Consider the following 19,825-nt stretch of genomic DNA (forward strand, 5'->3'; position numbering starts at 1 on the left):
CCCCCCCCCCCCCCCCCCCCCCCCCGGCGCTGGTCTCCCGGCACGGCTGTCACGCCTCCATCAGCAGATCCCGGCCGTCGGCCACACGCTTCATCATGCTGGCGCGCAGCTTGTCCATGGCGCGGTTTTCCAGCTGGCGGACCCGTTCCTTGGACACGCCCAGGGCGCGGCCCAATTCCTCCAGCGTCGCGCCCTCATCGCGCAACCGGCGTTCGGCGATGATCTGGCGTTCGCGCGGGTTCAGTTCGCCCAGCGCCTCCGCCAGCCATTTCGACCGCATGTGCCCGTCGCGCATGCCGATGACCACATCTTCCGGGCTGGGGCGGTGGTCGGCCAGGAAATCCTGCCACTCCCCCTCACCCTCCACCGATACCGTGGCGTTCAGCGACTGGTCGCAGGCGGCCAGCCGCATTTCCATGGTTTCCACCTCATGCGCGTCGATATCCAGTTCGCGCGCGATCTGCTGGCGGGCATCGTCGGACAGATGTTCCGACGATGGATTGCCGGCGATCTTGGCGCGCAGGCGGCGCAGGTTGAAGAACAGCGATTTCTGCGCCGCCGTTGTCCCGGTGCGCACGATGGACCAGTTGCGCAGGATATGGTCCTGCATGGCCGATCGGATCCACCAGGCGGCATAGGTGGAAAAGCGCACATCGCGTTCCGGTTCAAACCGGGCCGCCGCCTGCATCAGCCCGACATTGCCTTCCTGCACCAGGTCGCCCATGGGGATGCCATAATGGCGGAAGCGGCTGGCCGTCGCCACGACCAGACGGGTGTAGCTGCGCACCAGTTCGTGCAGTGCCCGTTCATCGCCCTGGTCGCGCCAGCGGCGGGCCAGGTCCAGCTCATGGTCCCGGGCCAGCAGCGGCTGCTTCATCGCATTGCGGATGAAGGCCAGGTTGGCCCGCTGGGTCTCCGGATCGTCAAGATGCGCCATCCGTCACTCTCCCTTGCCAATCGCCATCCGGGAACAATCTTCCCTTGTCATGGGCTGATACGGCAGCAGGGTTCCGGCGGATCACCGCCGGGACGGAATTATTTTTGAACGGTTCAAAATTCAGGCTTCGACCAGTTCCAGCATGCGCCCGTCGGGCGCGAAACAGGCGCAGATCAGGCGGCCGCCGAACCCGGCCCCACCATCCAGGCTGGCCGTGTGGTCGGTGACGGTCGGTCCCGGCCCATGGGTCGGGTCATAGCCGCGGACAACGCGGCGGAAGCCGTTATAGGCGGAAGCGATGCGGGAGAAGCTGCTGCCACCCCACCAGAAAATGTCGGCCTGCATATGCAGCGGCTTGGCCGGGTCCAGGCCGGCATTGACGAACAAAAGATCGGTGGGGGCCCCGTCCACCGCACTGGTATAGGCACAGCGGCGCACGGCCGACAGCAGATTGTCATGGCCGGGTGCGGCCCGCATGGCGGCGCGCAGTTCCCCCGTCCAGCGGGCCAGCGTCACGGCCCCTTCCTTGGCGCAGGCCAGCCCATACTGGGCATTGCCGCCATAGGCGGTCAGGGTAGCGTCAAGACCCTGCCCCACCATCCATTGCAGCACGGCGACCGGATCGGGCGCGAATTGAAGCTGCAACAGCTTGTGCCACATCTCCTCCTGCCCGCCGCGCAGATACACGATATCGGTGACGACGACACCACGGATGGCCAGGATGTGACGACGGAAGGACAGAATCTCGTCCATCGTCTCCCGCACGGTGGGGCCGCGGCCGATCATGTTGCCCAGATAGACCAACCGGTCACCCGGCTGGAAGCGCCGGCCGATATCGTCATGCAGGGCGGCCAGCCGCGTCGCCTCGCCATGCACAGCGCCAACCGCCCAGACACGGCGGGGTCGTCCCAGCAGGGCGTATTTGCGATCGTCCGACATCTGCACCCGGCGGTTGGTATTGAGACTGCGCAGTGTAGGCTTTACTGCGGCGCAAAAAAAGAGGCGTCCCACTGGGAGACGCCTCTTTCATACTAAATATCCCACCATTACAACAATGGGATGCTTCATCTTGTGTCCACGAAAGCTGTTTTCGGCTGACCGGAAACAGCTTCGGCGGCGACTGCCGCCGCGCGGCCCATGCCGCGTAAGCCTAGCTGCGGATGCAGCGCCGGCGACTGAGGAGCACAAGAAACAAGGGCGTATTTCCGGTCAGCGGAAATACGCCCTAAAGTGGATCAGGCGGCCTTGCTCAGCACGGCTTCCAGCTTCTCGGTGGCCTTACGCTCGTCGATCTTCTCCACGACGGCCAGTTCGCGGGCCAGACGCTCCAGGGCAGCATGATAAATCTGCCGCTCGCTGTAGGACTGGTCGGACTGATCTTCACCGCGATAGAGATCGCGCACCACTTCCGCAATGGAAACCGGGTCGCCGGAATTGATCTTCGCTTCATATTCCTGGGCGCGGCGGCTCCACATGATGCGCTTGACCTTGCTGGGACCCTGCAGGGTTTCCATCGCGGCTTTGATCCGGTCCTTGGTGGACAGGCGGCGCAGGCCGGAGGCCTTGGCCTTCGCCACCGGAACCTTCAACGTCATCCGCTCCTTCTCGAACTGGATGGCGTACAGCGTCACGCTCATGTCGGCGATGCTGTGCGTCTCGATGCCGATGATCTGGCCCACACCGTGAGCCGGATAGACAACGTGATCCCCGGTGGTGAAATCTTGGCTGTCGGACATGTTCTGTTGGCTCTCTTCTTCCGCGCGGGGCTGCGCGCCACGGGAACAAAAAACTGTTGGCCCCGACCGCACAGGCGGCGGGACACGGAACTTCACATCTGCTCTGGCGAAGTGGGAAGGCACGCACATCAATGGCCACACACGGGCGGCGCGCCGATCCTCGCAGACCCAATATAGTCGATGTTACGACGAGATGACAGGGGAACAAGTCCCTGTTCGCGGTTGGTTCCGCGGGGAACTCGTTATGTCGGTCATGCGCCGGCCGCATGGACCGGAGAAGCCCGGACGCCGGGGACCGCGCCCGGCGCCGGTGGCCATACGGCCTACTTGCCCGGATTCGGGCTGAAATACTTGGCGAACTTGTCGGGCACGTCCTTCCACGCGTCGGCGTCGGGCAGGGCGGCCTTCTTGCGGTTGATGTTGGGCCACTGGCCCGCATATTCGCGATTCATGGCCAGCCATTGTTCAGCGCGCGGGTCGGTGTCGGGCAGGATGGCTTCGGCCGGGCATTCCGGCTCGCAAACGCCGCAATCGATGCACTCGTCGGGGGCGATCACCAACGTGTTCTCACCCTCATAGAAACAGTCCACCGGACAGACTTCGACGCAGTCGGTGTACTTGCACTTGATGCATGCCTCGGTGACGACGTAGGGCATCCCCAACACTCCAAGAAACAGGCCGGCCCAACACGCCAACAAACGAGCCGGCACGCGCCGCGGATCGATCAAGGGGCAGAGGTAGACAATCATCGGCCCCTTCGCAACAGGTTACAGTCCATCTCCACCCGCGACCCGGACATGCAGCCGTCAGGGGGCTTGGCGACGGCGCCCGGAATGCCTAGCCTTATCGCCATGATGACCGATGAAAAGCGCCACGCGCCCGCCGCACTCCGCAACCGTCAGCCCTTGCTGGAGGTGCTGCGCCCCCGCCTGCCGGATAAAGGCCTGCTGCTGGAAATCGCCAGCGGCAGCGGCGAACACGCCATCTTCCTGGCGGCGGCCCTGCCCGGCCTGACCTTCCAGCCCAGCGACCCCGATGAAGCGGCGCTGGCCAGCATCCGCGCCTGGGCGGCCGAGGCGGCCTTGCCCAACCTGCGCCCGCCGCTGCACCTCAATGCCGCCGATCCCGACAGCTGGCCGGCGCTACGGCCCGATGCCATGCTGTGCGTGAACATGATCCATATCGCGCCCTGGGCCGCCGCCATTGGATTGTTCACGGGCGCCAGCCGCCTGCTGTCCCCGGGATCGCCGCTGTTCCTTTACGGTCCCTACAAGCGCGGCGGACGGCACACGGCCGACAGCAATGAGGCCTTTGATGCCGATCTGCGTGCCCGCAATCCGCAATGGGGCGTGCGCGATCTGGAGGTCGTTGCCGAACTTGCCGCATCACACGGCTTCTCCGCCCCGGAGATTGTGCAGATGCCCGCCAACAATCTGACGCTGGCCTTCCGCCGGCTGTGACACCCACAATCGTTGTATTCATGTAGATATAACGTTAAGCTGACCTCCAGCCTGCCCCGCCGGAGTATCCCGCATGTCCTGGTCCCGTCTGCTGCTGGTCCTGTCGTTGCTGCTGGCGCCCGCCGCTGCCGCCCGGGACGCCAGCGTCTATGCCGCCGCCAGCCTGAAGACCGCCTTGGACGAGGCGGTGAAGGGCTATCAGACGCAGTCGGGTCGAAGCGTGACCCCTGCCTATGCCGCCAGCTCGGCGCTGGCCAAGCAGATCGAGGCAGGGGCCCCGGCCGACATCTTCATCTCCGCCGATCAGGAATGGATGGATTACCTGGCCAAGGCCGGGCTGGTGCAGGCCGACAGCCGCACCACCTATCTTGGCAACCAGCTGGTGCTGGTGGTGGAACGGTCACAGGCCAAGCGCCTGACCATCGATGCCGATCTGGATGTCACCACGCTGCTGGGCGACCGGCGGCTGGCCGTGGGGGACATCAATGCCGTACCGGCCGGCCGCTATGCCAAGGCGGCGCTGACCAAACTGGGCCTGTGGGACAAGGTGAAGGACAAGCTGGCCCCGGCGGAGAATGTGCGCGCCGCCCTGGCCCTGGTTGCCCGGGGCGAAGCGGCCGCCGGCATCGTCTATGCCACCGATGCGCGGGTGGAGCCGGGCGTGGCCATCGTCGGCGTCTTTCCGTCCGACAGCCATGCCCCGATCGAATATCCCATCGCCCTGCTGAAGGGGGCGGATGACAGTGCCCGGCCTTTCCTGGATTATCTGTTCACCGAAGAGGGCAAGCGCCACTTCATCAACCAGGGTTTCACGGTGCTGAAGAAATAATGGCGGGCTTCACCCCGGAGGAAATGACGGCCATCGGTCTGTCGGTGAAGGTGGCCTGCTGGGCCACTGCCGTCAGCCTGGGGCCCGGCATCCTGGTCGCCTGGCTGCTGGCCCGCCGGCCTTTTCCGGGGCGTATCCTGCTGGACGCGCTGGTGCATCTGCCGCTGGTGCTGCCGCCCGTGGTGACGGGCTACCTGCTGCTGCTGCTGTTCGGGCGCAGGGGGCCCCTGGGGCAGGTGCTGGCGGAGATGGGGATCGTGCTGGCCTTCAACTGGACGGGGGCCGTGCTGGCCTGTTCGGTCATGGCCTTCCCCCTGCTGGTCCGCGCCATCCGCCTGTCGATGGAGACGGTGGACACCAGGCTGGAAGATGCGGCCGCCGGTCTGGGTGCGCCGCCCTGGGCCGTGTTCCTGACCGTCACCCTGCCTTTGTCGCTGCCCGGAATCCTGTCGGGTGCGATCCTGTGCTTTGCCAAGGCGCTGGGGGAGTTCGGGGCCACCATCACCTTCGTCGCCGCCATTCCCGGCGTCACCCAGACGCTGCCCGCCGCCATCTATGGCCTGACCCAGGTGCCGGGCGGCGATGCGGCGGCCCTGCGCCTGACCCTGGTGGCCGCCTTCATCGCCATCATCGCCGTGACCGCCAGCGAGTTGCTGGCGCGGCGCGTGCGCCGGCGGGTGGAGGGACGGGATGCTTGAGATCGCCCTGACCCATCGGCTGGGCACCTTCACCCTGGCCGCCGACATAAGCATCGGCCCCGGCGTCACCGCCATCACCGGCCCGTCGGGTGCGGGCAAGACCACACTTCTATCCCTGATCGCCGGTCTGCAACGGCCGACACAGGGACGCATCGTCCTGGATGGGGCAGTGCTGGTCGATACAGGCACGCGGACATGGTTGCCGCCGCACCGCCGCCATGTCGGGCAGGTGTTCCAGGATGCGCGCCTGTTCCCGCATCTGTCCGTACGCCACAATCTTCTTTATGGACGGCTGTTCGGCGGGCGGGACCCGGACGGGCCGGCGCCGGATGCCATCATCGACCTGCTGGACATCGCGCCGCTGCTGTCCCGCCGCCCGCGCGACCTGTCGGGCGGGGAACGGCAGCGGGTGGCCATCGGCAGGGCGTTGCTGTCCAGCCCGCGCCTGCTGCTGCTGGACGAGCCGCTGTCGGCGCTGGACCCCGCGCGCAAGGCCGAATTACTGCCCTATCTGCGCCGCCTGCGCGACGGGACAGGGCTGCCCATGCTCTATGTCACCCACCAGGCCGAGGAGGTGGCGGACCTGGCCACCGCCTGGCTGCGGGTGGAAGACGGCACTGTGCGGGCGCCCGGCCCCTGAGGGGGCAGAGAATCAGTAGCCCGTCTTGATTTCCGTCCTGGGACCATGGCCCAGCACGCCCAGGATGGCATCCAGCAGGCCCGACGCGCCGAAGCGGAACGTGGAGGGCGATACCCAACCCGGCCCGCACACCTCATCAGCCAGCGCCAGATACTGCGCCGCCGTTTCCACATCGCGGATGCCGCCCGACGCCTTGAAGCCCAAGGGCCGGCCAGCGTCGCGGCAAGCGGTCAGCATGATGCGCGCGGCCCCCAGCGTGGCCCCGGCCGGCACCTTGCCGGTGGAGGTTTTCAGGAAATCCGCACCCGCCGCTACGGCCACCGCCACGGCCCGTTCCACCAGGGCCGGCTTCGCCAAGGCACCGCTTTCCAGGATGACCTTCATCGTGGCCGGGCCGCAGGCCGCGCGGCAGGCCGCCAGATGATCGGCCGCCCGCTGGTCCCCGCCCTGGCCAGCCATGATGGCGGCATAGGGCATGACCACGTCGATCTCATCCGCCCCATCGGCCAGGGTCTGGGCAATATGGGCCGTCACCTTTTCCGCCGACAGCGAACCGCCCGGGAAATTGACCACGGTCGCCACCTTGATACCTGTGCCAGCCAGCAATTGTTTTGCTTGCGGAACAAACTGTGACCATAGGCAGACAGCGGCGACATTGCCGGCCGGCGTCACCGCCTTGGCGCAGAGTGCGGCCGTGCTGGCAGCATCATCGGCCTCATTCAGGCTGGTCAGATCCAGTAGCGGAAGGGCGCGATGTGCAATTTCAATAAGGTTCATTTCGATACCGGAATATAATGGAATGCAGGTCAGAAGCCCAGATTGTCGGGGCCAAAGCTGAAGGGTAACAGCTCACCCAGGGTAAAGGTCCGGCGGAAACCGCCGGCATCATGGACATGGATGGGCGTGTCGGGACTGGCGAATTCACGGATGCGCTGGCGGCAGCCGCCGCAGGGCGTACACAGGATGCCGGCCCCTTCATCCCCACCGACAACGACGATTTCCACGATCCGCCGGTCGCCCGACGCCACCATCAGACCGATGGCCGTCGCCTCTGCGCATTGGCCCTGCGGATAAGCGGCGTTTTCCACATTGCAGCCGGCATGGATGCGCCCGCTTTCCGACCGGATGGCGGCCCCCACCTTGAAGCCGGAATAGGGCGCGTGCGCCTGCCGGCGGGTGGAGAGGGCGGCGGCGAACAGATCAGGGGCGGGAGAGGTCATGGAAACCTGACGGTACGTTGCGTCATCGGGATGGATCGGCGCAGCATAGGCGCTCTTGTCCATCACGACCACCCTTTGGCCTTTGCCATTCTCCGCTTGCCGCCATGTGAAGGCGGCATCACCTGATGCGGCACCGGGACCATAAGCGGGCTTGGCAAGGGCCTGCCGCTGACCGAACATGCGGTCCGATGCCGACAAGAACCACACGCGGGAAAAACGCCATGATCGCCACCATCCTGGTTCCGCCCATCATGGAAATCGGCGGCGGCGCCGTCGCCCGCATCGGCATGGTGCTGCAAAGGCTGGGGGTGAAGCGGCCGTTGATCGTCACCGACCCTTTCATGCGCGACAGCTTCCATATTGGCCATCTGCTGGCCCCGATGCGCAAGGCCGGCCTGACCGCCGACATCTTCGCCGATACGGTGCCTGACCCCACGACCGATGTGGTGGAACGCGGTGCAGGACGGCTGATCGACGGCGCCTATGACGGTCTGGTGGCCCTTGGCGGCGGATCGCCCATCGACACGGCCAAGGCCATGGCCGTGCTGGCCGCCAATGGCGGGCGCATGCGCGATTACAAGGTGCCCAACCCCATCCCGAAGCCGGGGCTGCCCGTCATTGCCATCCCGACCACGGCCGGCACCGGGTCGGAGGTGACGCGCTTCACCGTGATCACCGACACAGCCAGCGAAGAGAAGATGCTGATTGCCGGCCCGGCCCTGGTGCCGTCGGCGGCCATCGTGGATTTCGAGCTGACCCTGAGCTGTCCTTCCCGGCTGACGGCCGATACCGGCATCGACGCCCTGACCCATGCCATCGAGGCCTATGTCAGCGTCAAGGCCAACCCCTTCACCGACAGTGTCGGCCTCGCCGCCATGGGCCGCATCGCCCCGCATATCCGCACGGCCTGCACCGATCCCGGCAACCGGGCAGCGCGGGAGAACATGATGCTGGGCGCCACCCTGGCCGGCATGGCCTTTTCCAACGCGTCGGTTGCCCTGGTGCATGGGATGAGCCGGCCCATCGGCGCCTTTTTCCATGTGCCGCACGGCCTGTCGAACGCCATGCTGCTGCCCGTACTGACCGAATGGTCGCTGCCGGCCGCCCCTGCCCGCTATGCCGACTGCGCGCGCGCCATCGGGGCTGCCACCGCGGACCAGGATGATGCCACGGCCGGCCAGGCGCTGGTGTCGGCGCTTCGACAGTTGAATGCCGACCTGAAGGTGCCCTCGCCCAAGGCCTATGGCATCGATCCCGTCCGCTGGCAGCGGCTGTTGCCGACCATGGCCGAACAGGCTCTGTCATCGGGCAGCCCCGGCAACAATCCGCGCGTGCCCACAGTCGCGGAAATGGTGGCGCTCTACCGCCAATGCTGGGATTGATCCCGAACCCGCATCATAGACGGGGCGTGGCCGCCAGCAATTGCGCCGTATAGGGATGGCGGGGCGCAGACAGCACCTCAGCCGTCGGCCCCTGTTCGACGATGCGGCCATGCTGGATGACCAGCACCCGGTCGGTGACGGCGCGCATGACCGACAGGTCGTGCGACACGAACAGGTAGGACAGGCCCAGTTCCGCCGATAATTGCGCCAGCAGGTCCAGGATGTCCGCCCGGATCGACATGTCGAGCGCCGACACCGCCTCATCCAGCACCACCAGCTTCGGCTCCACGATCAGGGCGCGGGCCAGGGCGATGCGCTGCCGCTGGCCGCCGCTGAACTGATGCGGATAGCGGTCGGCATCCGCCGGCGACAGGCCGACACGGATCAGCGCCCGTTCCACCCGCGCCCGTCGGTCCGCATCCGTCACCGGTTCATCCAGCAGATGCAGCGGTTCGGCCACAATGGTTTCCACCCGCTGGCGCGGGTTGAAGCTGCCAGCCGGGTCCTGGAACACGGCCTGGACCTGCCGGCGCAGGGCGCGCAGATCGTCCCCGCGCGCCGCATGCAGGTCGCGTCCCGTCAGCAGTACCGTCCCCGCCTGCGGCCGGTCCAGGCCCAGCACGCAGCGCAGCAGGGTGGATTTGCCCGACCCGCTTTCGCCCACCACGCCCAGCGTCTCCCCCGCCGCGATGGAAAAGCCGACATCATCGACGGCGCGCAACGGGGCCGCCCGCCGCCACAGGCTGGTCCGGTGCCCGCGATAGGTACGCGACAGGCCGGTAACGGACAGGACGGGCGGGCCGTCATGGTCAATGGCGTGGGCGCGCACCGGTACATGCCGGGCGCGGTCCAGAAGACTGGCGGTATAGGCCGCCTGCGGCCGGGTCAGCACGTCGCGCGCCGTGCCCTGTTCCACAAGCACCCCGTCCTTCAGCACGGCGATCCGGTCCGCCACCTGCCCGACCAGCCCCAGATCGTGGCTGACCAGCAGCAGCCCCATGCCTTCTTCACGCACCAGCCGCACGATCAGGTCCATCACCTGTGCCTGGGTGGTGACGTCCAGCGCCGTCGTCGGTTCGTCCGCGATCAGCAGCTTGGGGCGCCCGGCAATGGCGATGGCGATGCCCACGCGCTGCCGCTGCCCGCCCGACAATTGGTGCGGATAGCGGCCGGGCGGGATGCGCGCCGGGTCCAGGCCCACGCGCGTCAGCAGCGACGCCGCCTCCGCCCGTGCCTGCGCCCGCGACAGGCCGCGGGCCATGCGCACGGCTTCGGCCACCTGCGCGCCGATGGACATGACCGGGTTCAGGGCCGTCAGCGGTTCCTGGAAGATCATGCCGGCCACCCGGCCGCGCAGACGGTTGCCCGCACCTTCGTCCAGCACCGTCCAGTCCTGCCCGTCCAGCGCGACCCGGCCCGACAGGCGGGCCCCGTCGGGCAGCAGGCCCAGTGCCGCCAGGGCCGCCGTGGACTTGCCCGATCCGCTTTCCCCGATCAGGCCCAGGATTTCGCCTGCCGCCACCGACAGGGTGACGCCGGAAAGGGCCACATGATCGCCGTAACGGACGGCCAGATTTTCCAGGGACAGCAGGCTCATCTTTTGTCCCCCCGCGTGATATGGCGGCCCAGCCCGTCACCGGCCAGGGTCAGGCCGAACACGGAAAGCAGGATGGCCGTCCCCGGCACGATGGCCAGCCAGGGTGCCGTGCCGGCCAGGGTCTGCGCCTCGGCCAGCATGCGGCCCCAACTGGGGGCCGGCGGCTGTACCCCCAGCCCGACATAGGACAGGCCAGCCTCGGCCAGCAGGGCCATGGCGAACTGGATCGTGGCCTGGACAATCAGGGGGCCGGCAATGTTCGGCAGAATGTGCTGGACGGAGATCAGCAGCCGCCCCTTGCCCGCCAGCCGGGCGGCGGCCACGAAATCCAGGTGCCACAGCCGCCGCCCTTCGCCGCGCGTCAGGCGGGCGAAGATGGGCACGGTCAGAATGGCAATGGCCAGCACGGCATTGGTCGCCCCCGGCCCCAGAATGGCCGCCAGCAGGATGGCCGTCATCAGCCAGGGAAAGGCAAAGACCAGATCGCCCGTGCGCATCAGCAGATCATCCGCCCAGCCGCCACGCGCCGCCGCCAGCAGGCCCAGCGGCACACCCAGCGCCAGCCCGGCCCCCACACCCAGCAGCGACACGGCCAGCGAATTGGTCGCCCCGGCCAGCACCAGCGACAGCACATCGCGGCCCAGCGGGTCCGTGCCCAGCAGATGCGCCGCCGATGGCGCCAGCAGCCGCTGCCCGACATCGACCAGGGCCACGTCATAGGGGGTCCAGACCAGGGCCAGCAGGCCGGACGCGATGAACAGACCCGTCAGGATCGCCCCCACCCGCAGCGGCAGATTACGTCCCATGCTGACCCCCATCGCGCAGGCGCGGATCAATCAAGGCATGGGCCATGTCGACCAGCAGGCTGGCCAGGACCGTGAAGCCGACCAGCAGCAGCACCACCGATTGCACCACGATCAGGTCGCGCTGCGCGATAGCCTGCAAGACCAGCCGGCCCAGGCCCGGCAGATAGAACACATTTTCGATGATGGCCGCCCCCGCCAGCAGGAACGGCACCTGCAGCCCCAGCACGGTCAGCACGGGCCCCAGCGCATTGGGCAGGGCGTGGCGGCGGATGGCGGCGGCGCGGCTCAGCCCCTTGGCCCTTGCCGTGCGCACGAAATCGCTGTCCATCACGTCTGCCAGACTGGCGCGGGTGACGCGGCCCAGCACCGCCGCCTGCGGCACGGCCAGGGCCAGCACGGGCAAAGCCAGGGCCGACAGGGCCGGGCCGATCCCGGCCTCCCAACCCGGAAAGCCGCCCGCCGCCACCCAGCCCAACCCCAGCGCGAAGACCAGCACCAGCAGGATGGCCAGCCAGAAGCCCGGCACGGCAATACCCAGCCGCAGGCCCCAGGACAGCACGGCATCCAGCCAGCCACCCCGGCGCGTGGCCGCGACATAGCCGGCCGTCACGCCGACCAGCAGCGACAACAGGGTGGAGAACAGGGCCAGCGGCAGCGACAGGGAAAGCCGCTCCCCGATCAGATCGGCCACCGGCACACGGTAGGTATAGGACAGGCCGAAATCCCCGCGCAGCACCCCGCCGATCCAGGCCAGATAGCGGGCATAGGCCGGCCCCTCCAGCCCCAGCTCGCGGTTCAGCGCCGCCACGGCCTGCGGATTGGCATTCAGCCCCATCATGAAGGCGGCGGGATCGCCCGGCACCACCTGCAACAGCAGGAAGATGACCAGACTGGCCGCCAGCAAGGTCCCCGCCAGCACCCCCAGACGCGACAGCACATAGGCCGGGCCGAAGCCAACCGTGGCAGCCACCAACAGCGCCAGGGCGGCAAGGCCGGCCAGCAGGCCCAGCGGCAGCCCACCGCCAGCCGCCGCACCCGCCGTCCCCTGCCCAGCACCAGCCGCGCCGAAATGCGCGGTCGTATAGTCCAGCATCTGGTTGGGGCTATTGATCCAGATATCGGCCAGGGTCCGGTCCTGCACACCCAGATGCGGGAACTGGAACAGGAAGCCATTGACGGCATCCTCGGCGATGCGGCGTTGCAGGGCGCCCAGGATGTCGTGCCGGGCGCCCGCATCCGGGGCCGCCTTCAGATCGGCCAGCAGGGCGCGATAGGGGGGGCTTTCATAGCCGAAATAATAGCCGGTGCGGCCATAGATCTCGTAATCATAGGGCTCGGCATGGTCGACGATGGTCATGTCGAAATCATGCCGCTTATAGACCTCATCCAGCCACGCGGCCCATTCGACATTGCGGATGGTGACACGGATGCCGGCCTGGGCCAGTTGGGCGGCCACCACCTCCCCACTGCGCCGTGCATAGGATGGCGGGGGCAGTTTCAGGGTCAGGTCGATGCCATTGGGGTATCCCGCTTCGGCCAGCAGGCGGCGGGCCGTGGCGATATCGTGCGGATAGACACCGGTCAGGTCCACGGCATCGGGATTCTGTGGCGGAAAATGGCTGCCGATGGGCGTGCCATAGCCATACATGGCCCCGTCGATCACGGCCTGACGGTCGATGGCATGGCTGATGGCCCGGCGCACGCGGATATCGGACAGCGGCCCCTGGCGCTGGTTCAGGGACAGGATCACCTCCCCCTCACTGGGCTTGATGGCCGGTTGCAGACGGGGATCGGTCGCCAGATCGGCCAGCACCTCCGGCGCCGGGAAATCAGGGAAGATGTCCAGATCGCCGGCCCGCATGGCGGCATAGGCGGCGTTGGGATCGGCGATGAAGCGGAAGATGACGCGGGCCAGGGCCGGTGGGCGGCCCCAGTACCCATCCACCCGTTCCAGGATGATGGCATCACCCCGCCGCCAGTCGGCCAGCCGGAACGGCCCTGTGCCCACCGGCTTCGTCGCCAGATCGGCCGATGCCCCGCGCGGCACGATGACGGCATCGCCCAGGCTGAGCAGGGTCAACAGGCCGGAATTGCGTTCCGTCAGGTCGATACGCACCTGCAACGGCCCCGTGGCCGTGACCGCGCGGATTGTCCGCAGGGCCTGGGCCTGGGCATTGCTGCTGTCGGGTGCGGCGGCACGGGTCAGGCTGAGGACGACATCATCGGCGGTCAGCGGGCTGCCATCCTGGAAGCGCACGCCGGGGCGCAGGTCGAACAGATAGGACAGGCCGTCGTCCGAGACGGTCCAGCCGCTGGCCAGCCAGGGCTGGATCGTCCCATCGGCACCGATGCGCACCAGCCCTTCAAAAATGGTGGCATAGGCCACCTCGTCCGTCGCGGTCGCCGCCCCGCTGGTCGGGTCCAGGTTGGGCGGTTCCAGCTGCAACCCGACACGCACCGTATCGCGCGCGACCGCCGCCGTCGGCAGGGACAGCAGGACCGACAGCAGGACCAGGGATAGCAGACGGACAATCCCCCTCATGCCGCCGCCCGGCCTTCGGCCTCTGCCGACAGTTCATCCAGGCCCAGACGGCGGTAAAGCGCGGCCAGGGCCCGGTTCAGGGGCACATTATCGGGCTCCACCGTCCGGCGCAGTTCCAGGGATTGCTGCGCCTCGATCAGGGCGCCGGCCTTGATCTGCGCGTCCAGCAGGAACAGGGCGAACAGGTCGCGCTGTGCATGGCTGCCGCCCAGCCGGGCCAGCCGGGGCACGGCATCGGACAGAAGCGGCAGGGCCGCATCCGCATCGCCGCGCGCCAGGGCCACCAGCCCGCGCGCCAGCGGCAGCGCCGCATCACGCCAGGTGGCACGGCTATGGTCCGGCCCCGTTGTGGCTACCCGTTCGATGGCGGCCAGCAAGGCATCCGCCTCCGCCCGGCCGGCGCGGGCCAGACCATAGGCGTACTGCACCGACAGGAAGGGCTGGACCACATCATCGGCGCGGGCGGCCAGATAGGCGGCCAAATCCTGCCAGCGGTCGCCGACGCCATAGCCCGACAGTTCCAGCCGGGACAGCAGCGACACGGCCCCGATCTGGTCCTGGGAATAGGTCTTGGCATAGGCCCAGACCTGTTGATCATAGATCTCCAGCACACGGCGCGCATTGCCACGGGCCAGATGGAACAGGGCCAGATGCCACCAGAGATGGGTGACCATGAAGCTGTTCAGGCCGGTCCAGCCGGCCGACCAGCCCTCCAGCGCCGGCAACCCTTCCGCCCCCCGCCCCTGCGTCAGCCAGATATGGGCCAACGCATGCTGGGCCCAGGGATCGGTGGGGACAAGGGCCAGCCCCGCCCGCGCCGCCGCCTCCGCATCGCCCAGCCGGTGCAGCTGTTCATAGGCAAAGGCCAGGATGCCGCCCAGATAGGGCAGGTCCGGATCGGCCGCCCGCGCCAGCAGCGCCGCCTTCAGCATGGCGGGGAAATCGCCGCGGTTGAACAGGTGGTAATGCAGGATCTTCAGCGTGCCCAGGTCGCGCGGATGGTCGGTCAGCACGCCCGTCAGCACGGCGATGGAACGGTCGATATCATCATCGATCCAGGCTGCCAGTGCCTCGGCCAGCCGCCGCTCCCGCTCGTTCGCCGTCGCCAGCCGCGCGCGGGCCGCGATCAGGTGCGGGCGGGCGGCGTCTTCCGCCCCCGTCGCCTCGGCCAGCAAGTTCAGGAACCCGGCATAGATATGCACCAGGGCCGGGGCGTCGGGCTGTTGCGCCGCCGGCAGGACGTTCAGTGCCCGTTCCTCATAAGCGATCATGCCGCCGACAAAGTCGTTGATGGCGGCCAGCGCGGCGGGATCATCCGCCGTCACTTCATTGCCCAGAAAATCCACGGCCATCTTGCACCTTCACCCGTTGTTTCAGCAGTTACGGTCCAGGAAGGCGGCGGCATCCGCCCCGGATTTTGTCCCTGCCTCCCATTGCGGCAGATGGCCGACGGCAGGGTAAATGATCAGTTCGGCCTGGGGAATGGCGGCCTTGAACTTGTGCGCGGCGTCGACCTCGATGATCTGGTCGGCCTCCCCCCACAGGATCAGGGTCGGCACCTTGATGGTCCCCAGCACCGCATCCGACGCGGCCAGCGCGCCGGGATTCATCGACATCAGGATGGGCCGGTGGCCGGGCAGCCGCTGCAGATCGGCCCAGCGCTGGATGAATTCCTCCGTCAGCACGGATTGATCCACCACGTCACGCTTCAACCCCTCGCGGATCAGCGGCTTGTTGTCGATGGACGCAATGAAATCGCGGCCCCATTGATAGCGCATCAGCTTGAAGGCCAGCGGCGGGTCCTTCAGCGTGGCCGTGGGCCAGCCGGCGGCATCGACCAGGATCAGGTGCGACACGCGCTCCGGATGACGCACGGCCAATTGCCAGGCCACGGCCCCGCCCAGGGAATTGCCGGCCACGGCCAGTTTCTCCACGCCCAGCGTACCCGCCAGCTCATCCACCAGATCGGCGAAGCGGTCGGGGGCGGCCTTGTAATCGGCCGGCGCTTCCGTCAGCCCGTGGCCGGGCAGGTCGAGCGCGATGACGCGGTAACGGTCCGACAGGGCCGCCGTCCAGGCATCCCAGGAAAAGCCATTGTCACCGAAGCCATGGATCAGAAAGACCACAGGCGCGTCCGCGGCCCCGCTTTCCAGATAATGCACCCGCACCCCGCCCGACAGGTCGACATGGCGGGAATGGGGACGCCCATACTTGGCCGTCAGGTCGGCCACGGGAATGTCGGGCGCGCGCAGATAGAGCCAGCCCCCGACAGCAGCCAGAACCAGCAGCAGCAACAGCCCGGCCACGATCAGACCCAACGTCTTCATTTCCCAATCTCCGCCTGGGTGGAAACCTAGCTTTGACGAAATCCCGGCCGTGCGGGAAGGGGGTAGTGGGGGCGCACCGCTTGACGGCCCCATTCTTTCGCCCAGAGGGGGCGCAACTTCCTTCTTTGCACCCTCCGTACCTCCCCCTTGATGAGCGGGGGTCCAGGGGCCAAGCGCGCCAACCGTTGTTCCAGGTGGCCCCTGGATCCCCGCTTTCGCGGGGAAGGCAGGTTATTCTAAGGGACTAAGTGGGCGCCTATGGGCGGAAGCCGGGAAGGCACGTTTGCGCAACGAACAAACAGTGCGCCCGGCACCGCCACGGGGATGAGGGCTCCCCCCCCTCACAGCTCATACGTCAACCGCAGCCCATAAGTCGCCGGGCGCCCCGGCGAGGCCACCGACGCGTTGGGCAGGAAGTAGTTGCGGGTCAGGTCGTACTCTTCCCCGAAGATGTTGCGGCCATAAAGCCCGACCGACCAGGGGCCATCATCGGGGCGCAGGGTCAGGGTGGCATTGGCGATCCAGCGCGCTTCCAGATCATAGGTCGTCCCCAGGAAAGACGGCAGCTTGTCGCGATAGGAATAATCGGCCTGCGCCTCGACGGCATACCCGGTCGTGACCGGCACCGTGTAGCTGACGCTGCCCTGATAGCTCCACTTGGCGAACGGAATGCGGCTGCCGGACAGGTCCCTGCTCTTGGCGGAATAGAGCTTGGTCACCGGGTCCTGCACCAGCGTCGTATTGTCGATGGCGGCATAATCCTTGTACTTGCCATGCTTGTAACCAACGGACTGGGTCAGGCGCAGGCTGCGGGTCGGTGAAATGGTGATTTCCAGCTCCCCGCCATAGATCTCCGACTTCGGCGCGTTGACGATACGGCCGATCAGGCCGCGCTGAGGATTGACCAGCGTGCCCAGCACCTGCTGATCGCGGTAATCGTAATAATAGACGGACCCGTTCAGGCGGATGGCCTTTTGCAGGTCGGACTTGAACCCGGCCTCATAGGCGTACAGCACTTCGGGATCAAAGGCGTTGATCTGGTCGGAATTGGGGGAGTTGTAGACGGTGAAACCGCCCGACTTCACGCCCCGGCTGGCATTGGCATAGAGCAGCAGCGCGTCCTGCGGCCGGAATTCCACACCCAGCTTGCCCGTCACCTCGTCCAGTTCCTGGTTGCGGTCACCATTGGTGAAGGTGGGCGTCGGCCCGATGGCGGTGCGGAAGCCGCGCAGCTTGCGCTTTTCCTTCTCATAGCGCAGGCCGCCGATCAGCTTCACCTGATCGGTGACGGCATAGCCGACCTGACCGAAGCCGGAAATGCTGTCCACCTTCTGGGCATAGGAGGTGTCGGTGATGAAGCCCAGGCTCTGGCTGAAGTCGGTCAGGAACGCCTCATCCTGATCCTGATAGGAATAATAGGCGCCGGCCACCCAGGACAGTTTGTCCCCGTCGATGGAGGACAGGCGGATTTCCTGGGAGAAGACGTCGATATCGCTGGCCCAGTAGGTGTCGCTTTCATGGCTGGCGCTGGCATCCCAGTCATAAATCTCGCGCCGGTCCAGATGGTCGGCGGCACTGATGCTGGTCAGGCGCACATTGTCGGCCACATCCACGGAAGCGTTGATGCTGCCACCATAGGACTGGTTGTCCTTCTGCGGCTTGTCACTGGTGCTGAATCCGGTCAGGGCGGCAAAGGCCGAACTGATGCCCCAGCCTGTGCGGCGACCGCTGCTGTCGGCGGCGATGGTGGTGCCCGGCGTACCCACACCATAGCCCTGCGGCGTGAAGGGGCGGAACAGATACAGGCCCGTCTGTTCGGACTGGTCGCGCCCGCCATGCAGGTTGAAGGTAATCGTCGAATTCTCCGACGGTGCCACCTCCACGATGGCGCGGCCATACAGCCGGTCGGCATCGCCCAGGCTCTGGCCCGTCACGCGGTTCTTCTGGAACCCGCCGCCCTGTTCGGTCACCCCGGACAGGCGCACCTTCACCTTGTCGCTGACGGGGCCGGACACGAAGCCCTCGGCCTTCAACTCGTTAAAGCGGCCATATTGCAGGTCGATGCCGGCCGAGGCCGTATCGGTGGGCCGCTTGGAGATGAAGTTGATGGCGCCGCCCGTGGTGTTGCGGCCATAGAGCGTGCCCTGCGGCCCGCGCAGCACCTCCACCCGCTGGATATCGAACAAGACGCCTTGCGTCGTCACCGGCACGGGATAGGCCACTTCGTCCACATAGACGCCGACGGTGGGGGAATTGTTGGCGGCATAATCCTCAAACCCCACGCCGCGCAGGCGGAACTGCGGCTGGCCACCGCCAAAGGCCGGCACCACTTCCAGCGACGGCACCTCGTTCTGCAACTGGTTCACATTGGTGATGCCGCGGCGGGCCAGTTCGTCACCCGACAGGACCGACAGGGCCACGCCGACATCCTGCGCGCTCTCGCTGCGGCGCTGGGCGGTGACGATGATATCCTCGATCGTGTCGCTGGCAGCGGCCTGGGCGGTGGCAGCGGACGGCAGGGCCAACGTACCGATGGCCAGTGCCGTGGTGAGGGAAAGGCGGGACTTCATCTCTTATTTCTCCCCAATGGCGGCCATTCAGCCGGATCTGAACAAACTATGCAGGGACGCTCGGCCGTCATGCAATTTATATATCTACTGTTTTAATGGGGATTGCAAAGCCAAATTTTACACCTCCAGCCACAGCGAATGGAATTTCGTGGGAATCTGTCCTATTGAAATATCAAGTTATTGATAATAAACATAAAATTACGATTCCCGGCGCAGGACGCAGGATTTCCGTCGATGCCGCACCGATCCACAACCCGCCGGCCCACACGGCGAAGGGTCCATGCACCTTTCTTCCCGACCCACAAGGGAATGCGCCGCGGCCGGAAATGTCGACCAAGGTACCGATGGCGTTGGTGTTCCAATCGAAGCACAAGGAGAGGGAAGCCTGTACAGGCTTGAAATATTGCCCATAATCAGCATGCGGCTGTCATCCGGCGCGGCTTCTGCTATGGTCTGTCCGGAGACGAAGGCAGGACGGCATTATCTTGAGCGCAACTTGTCATGACAAATCGACCCCACGAGGGCCGGCATGGCTTGGCGTAACAGTGGTTGTGCTGCTTATGCTGCTCTGTGCGCCATTCGATGTCGATGCCCGCGCCGATGAACGCTGGGACGCGCTGGCGGAAACGGTTTTCCTGAACTATGGCCGCGATCAGGGATTGCCGCACCCGGTGCCCACGGCCCTGGCACAGGGGCGCGATGGCTTCCTGTGGATCGGCACGCAGGGCGGACTGGCGCGGTGGGACGGCTATCGTTTCCGCGCCTACCGTGCCAATCCCCGGCTCGCGGGTTCCCTGAATGATGACTGGGTGCAGACGCTGCATGTCGATCCGGCCGGCCGGCTGTGGATCGGGGGCGGGGCTGGCGGACTGGCCCGCTATGATGCCACGCAGGACCTGTTCGTGCCCGTCCCGCTGCGGTCGGAACCGGCGGGCCGCACCCATATTGCGGCCCTGCTGGATGATGAGAAAGGCGGCCTGTGGGTCGCCACCGACGAGGGGCTGTACCACCTGGATCCGTCCACGGGACGGCGCGTGCTGATCCACGCCGGTACCGGCGACGGCGCGGGGGGGGGGGGGGG

Annotated in this window: 18 protein-coding genes; 6 read left to right on the top strand and 12 right to left on the bottom strand. The window is 66.8% G+C overall.

Annotation, left to right across the window (positions count from 1 at the left end):
• Nucleotides 1-49: 49 nt before the first annotated feature.
• The 4 genes from ACODTW_RS27540 to fdxA all read right to left on the bottom strand — a co-directional run bounded on the left by ACODTW_RS27540 (nucleotide 50) and on the right by fdxA (nucleotide 3,329).
• Entirely contained in the window at nucleotides 50-937 is an 888-nt protein-coding gene (locus ACODTW_RS27540; RefSeq protein ID WP_488949392.1) for an RNA polymerase factor sigma-32, read from the bottom strand.
• Nucleotides 938-1,057: 120 nt separating this feature from the next.
• Nucleotides 1,058-1,876 carry a hypothetical protein gene (locus ACODTW_RS27545; RefSeq protein WP_488949393.1) on the bottom strand — a complete coding sequence of 273 codons (819 nt, stop codon included), beginning with the start codon at nucleotides 1,874-1,876 and terminating at the stop codon, nucleotides 1,058-1,060.
• A 296-nt stretch (nucleotides 1,877-2,172) separates the two neighbouring features.
• The gene (locus tag ACODTW_RS27550) at nucleotides 2,173-2,673 is read right to left on the bottom strand and encodes a CarD family transcriptional regulator (protein ID WP_488949394.1); all 501 of its coding nucleotides are present in this window, start codon (nucleotides 2,671-2,673) and stop codon (nucleotides 2,173-2,175) included.
• 323 nt (nucleotides 2,674-2,996) lie between these two features.
• Nucleotides 2,997-3,329 carry a ferredoxin FdxA gene (gene fdxA, locus ACODTW_RS27555; RefSeq protein WP_488949395.1) on the bottom strand — a complete coding sequence of 111 codons (333 nt, stop codon included), beginning with the start codon at nucleotides 3,327-3,329 and terminating at the stop codon, nucleotides 2,997-2,999.
• Between the two features lie 177 nt (nucleotides 3,330-3,506).
• Between fdxA and ACODTW_RS27560 the strand changes: the two genes are divergently transcribed.
• From ACODTW_RS27560 to modC, 4 genes are all read left to right on the top strand, one after another.
• Nucleotides 3,507-4,133 (top strand): DUF938 domain-containing protein, encoded by a 627-nt coding sequence (locus ACODTW_RS27560; RefSeq protein ID WP_488949396.1) that lies wholly within the window; start codon nucleotides 3,507-3,509, stop codon nucleotides 4,131-4,133.
• A gap of 73 nt (nucleotides 4,134-4,206) precedes the next feature.
• Nucleotides 4,207-4,962: a molybdate ABC transporter substrate-binding protein gene (gene modA / locus ACODTW_RS27565; protein ID WP_488949397.1), complete on the top strand. Its 756-nt coding sequence runs from the start codon at nucleotides 4,207-4,209 to the stop codon at nucleotides 4,960-4,962.
• Complete coding sequence (modB, locus tag ACODTW_RS27570) at nucleotides 4,962-5,660, top strand: molybdate ABC transporter permease subunit (RefSeq protein WP_488949398.1); 699 nt, start codon at nucleotides 4,962-4,964, stop codon at nucleotides 5,658-5,660. Before modA ends, modB begins: the two co-directional genes overlap by 1 nt.
• Entirely contained in the window at nucleotides 5,653-6,300 is a 648-nt protein-coding gene (gene modC / locus ACODTW_RS27575; protein ID WP_488949399.1) for a molybdenum ABC transporter ATP-binding protein, read from the top strand. Before modB ends, modC begins: the two co-directional genes overlap by 8 nt.
• 12 nt (nucleotides 6,301-6,312) lie before the next feature.
• Here modC and deoC read toward each other — a convergent pair whose 3' ends face one another.
• The gene (gene deoC, locus ACODTW_RS27580; RefSeq protein WP_488949401.1) at nucleotides 6,313-7,077 is read right to left on the bottom strand and encodes a deoxyribose-phosphate aldolase; all 765 of its coding nucleotides are present in this window, start codon (nucleotides 7,075-7,077) and stop codon (nucleotides 6,313-6,315) included.
• A 29-nt stretch (nucleotides 7,078-7,106) separates the two neighbouring features.
• On the bottom strand, nucleotides 7,107-7,583 hold the full coding sequence (cdd, locus tag ACODTW_RS27585; protein ID WP_488949402.1) for a cytidine deaminase: 477 nt from the start codon (nucleotides 7,581-7,583) through the stop codon (nucleotides 7,107-7,109).
• A gap of 158 nt (nucleotides 7,584-7,741) precedes the next feature.
• Here cdd and ACODTW_RS27590 point away from each other — a divergent pair, with 158 nt between their 5' ends.
• The gene (locus tag ACODTW_RS27590; RefSeq protein ID WP_488949403.1) at nucleotides 7,742-8,902 is read left to right on the top strand and encodes an iron-containing alcohol dehydrogenase; all 1,161 of its coding nucleotides are present in this window, start codon (nucleotides 7,742-7,744) and stop codon (nucleotides 8,900-8,902) included.
• A 13-nt stretch (nucleotides 8,903-8,915) separates the two neighbouring features.
• Here the strand turns inward: ACODTW_RS27590 and ACODTW_RS27595 are convergent, their stop codons facing one another.
• The 6 genes from ACODTW_RS27595 to ACODTW_RS27620 all read right to left on the bottom strand — a co-directional run bounded on the left by ACODTW_RS27595 (nucleotide 8,916) and on the right by ACODTW_RS27620 (nucleotide 18,744).
• Entirely contained in the window at nucleotides 8,916-10,499 is a 1,584-nt protein-coding gene (locus tag ACODTW_RS27595; RefSeq protein ID WP_488949404.1) for a dipeptide ABC transporter ATP-binding protein, read from the bottom strand.
• On the bottom strand, nucleotides 10,496-11,305 hold the full coding sequence (locus tag ACODTW_RS27600) for an ABC transporter permease (RefSeq protein WP_488949406.1): 810 nt from the start codon (nucleotides 11,303-11,305) through the stop codon (nucleotides 10,496-10,498). The genes ACODTW_RS27595 and ACODTW_RS27600 overlap by 4 nt, the downstream gene beginning before the upstream one ends.
• Nucleotides 11,295-13,847: an ABC transporter substrate-binding protein gene (locus tag ACODTW_RS27605; RefSeq protein WP_488949407.1), complete on the bottom strand. Its 2,553-nt coding sequence runs from the start codon at nucleotides 13,845-13,847 to the stop codon at nucleotides 11,295-11,297. Before ACODTW_RS27605 ends, ACODTW_RS27600 begins: the two co-directional genes overlap by 11 nt.
• Nucleotides 13,844-15,199, bottom strand: a complete 1,356-nt coding sequence (locus ACODTW_RS27610) for a tetratricopeptide repeat protein (protein ID WP_488949408.1) — start codon at nucleotides 15,197-15,199, stop codon at nucleotides 13,844-13,846. The genes ACODTW_RS27605 and ACODTW_RS27610 overlap by 4 nt, the downstream gene beginning before the upstream one ends.
• A gap of 21 nt (nucleotides 15,200-15,220) precedes the next feature.
• On the bottom strand, nucleotides 15,221-16,174 hold the full coding sequence (locus ACODTW_RS27615) for an alpha/beta fold hydrolase (protein WP_488949410.1): 954 nt from the start codon (nucleotides 16,172-16,174) through the stop codon (nucleotides 15,221-15,223).
• A gap of 341 nt (nucleotides 16,175-16,515) precedes the next feature.
• Complete coding sequence (locus ACODTW_RS27620) at nucleotides 16,516-18,744, bottom strand: TonB-dependent receptor (RefSeq protein WP_488949412.1); 2,229 nt, start codon at nucleotides 18,742-18,744, stop codon at nucleotides 16,516-16,518.
• A 545-nt stretch (nucleotides 18,745-19,289) separates the two neighbouring features.
• On the opposite strand from ACODTW_RS27620, the gene ACODTW_RS27625 reads away from it, so the two are divergent.
• A partial coding sequence (locus ACODTW_RS27625; protein ID WP_488949413.1) for a ligand-binding sensor domain-containing protein occupies nucleotides 19,290-19,825 on the top strand: 536 nt, incomplete at its 3' end.

The organism is Niveispirillum sp. FG148 (genome assembly GCF_057809655.1).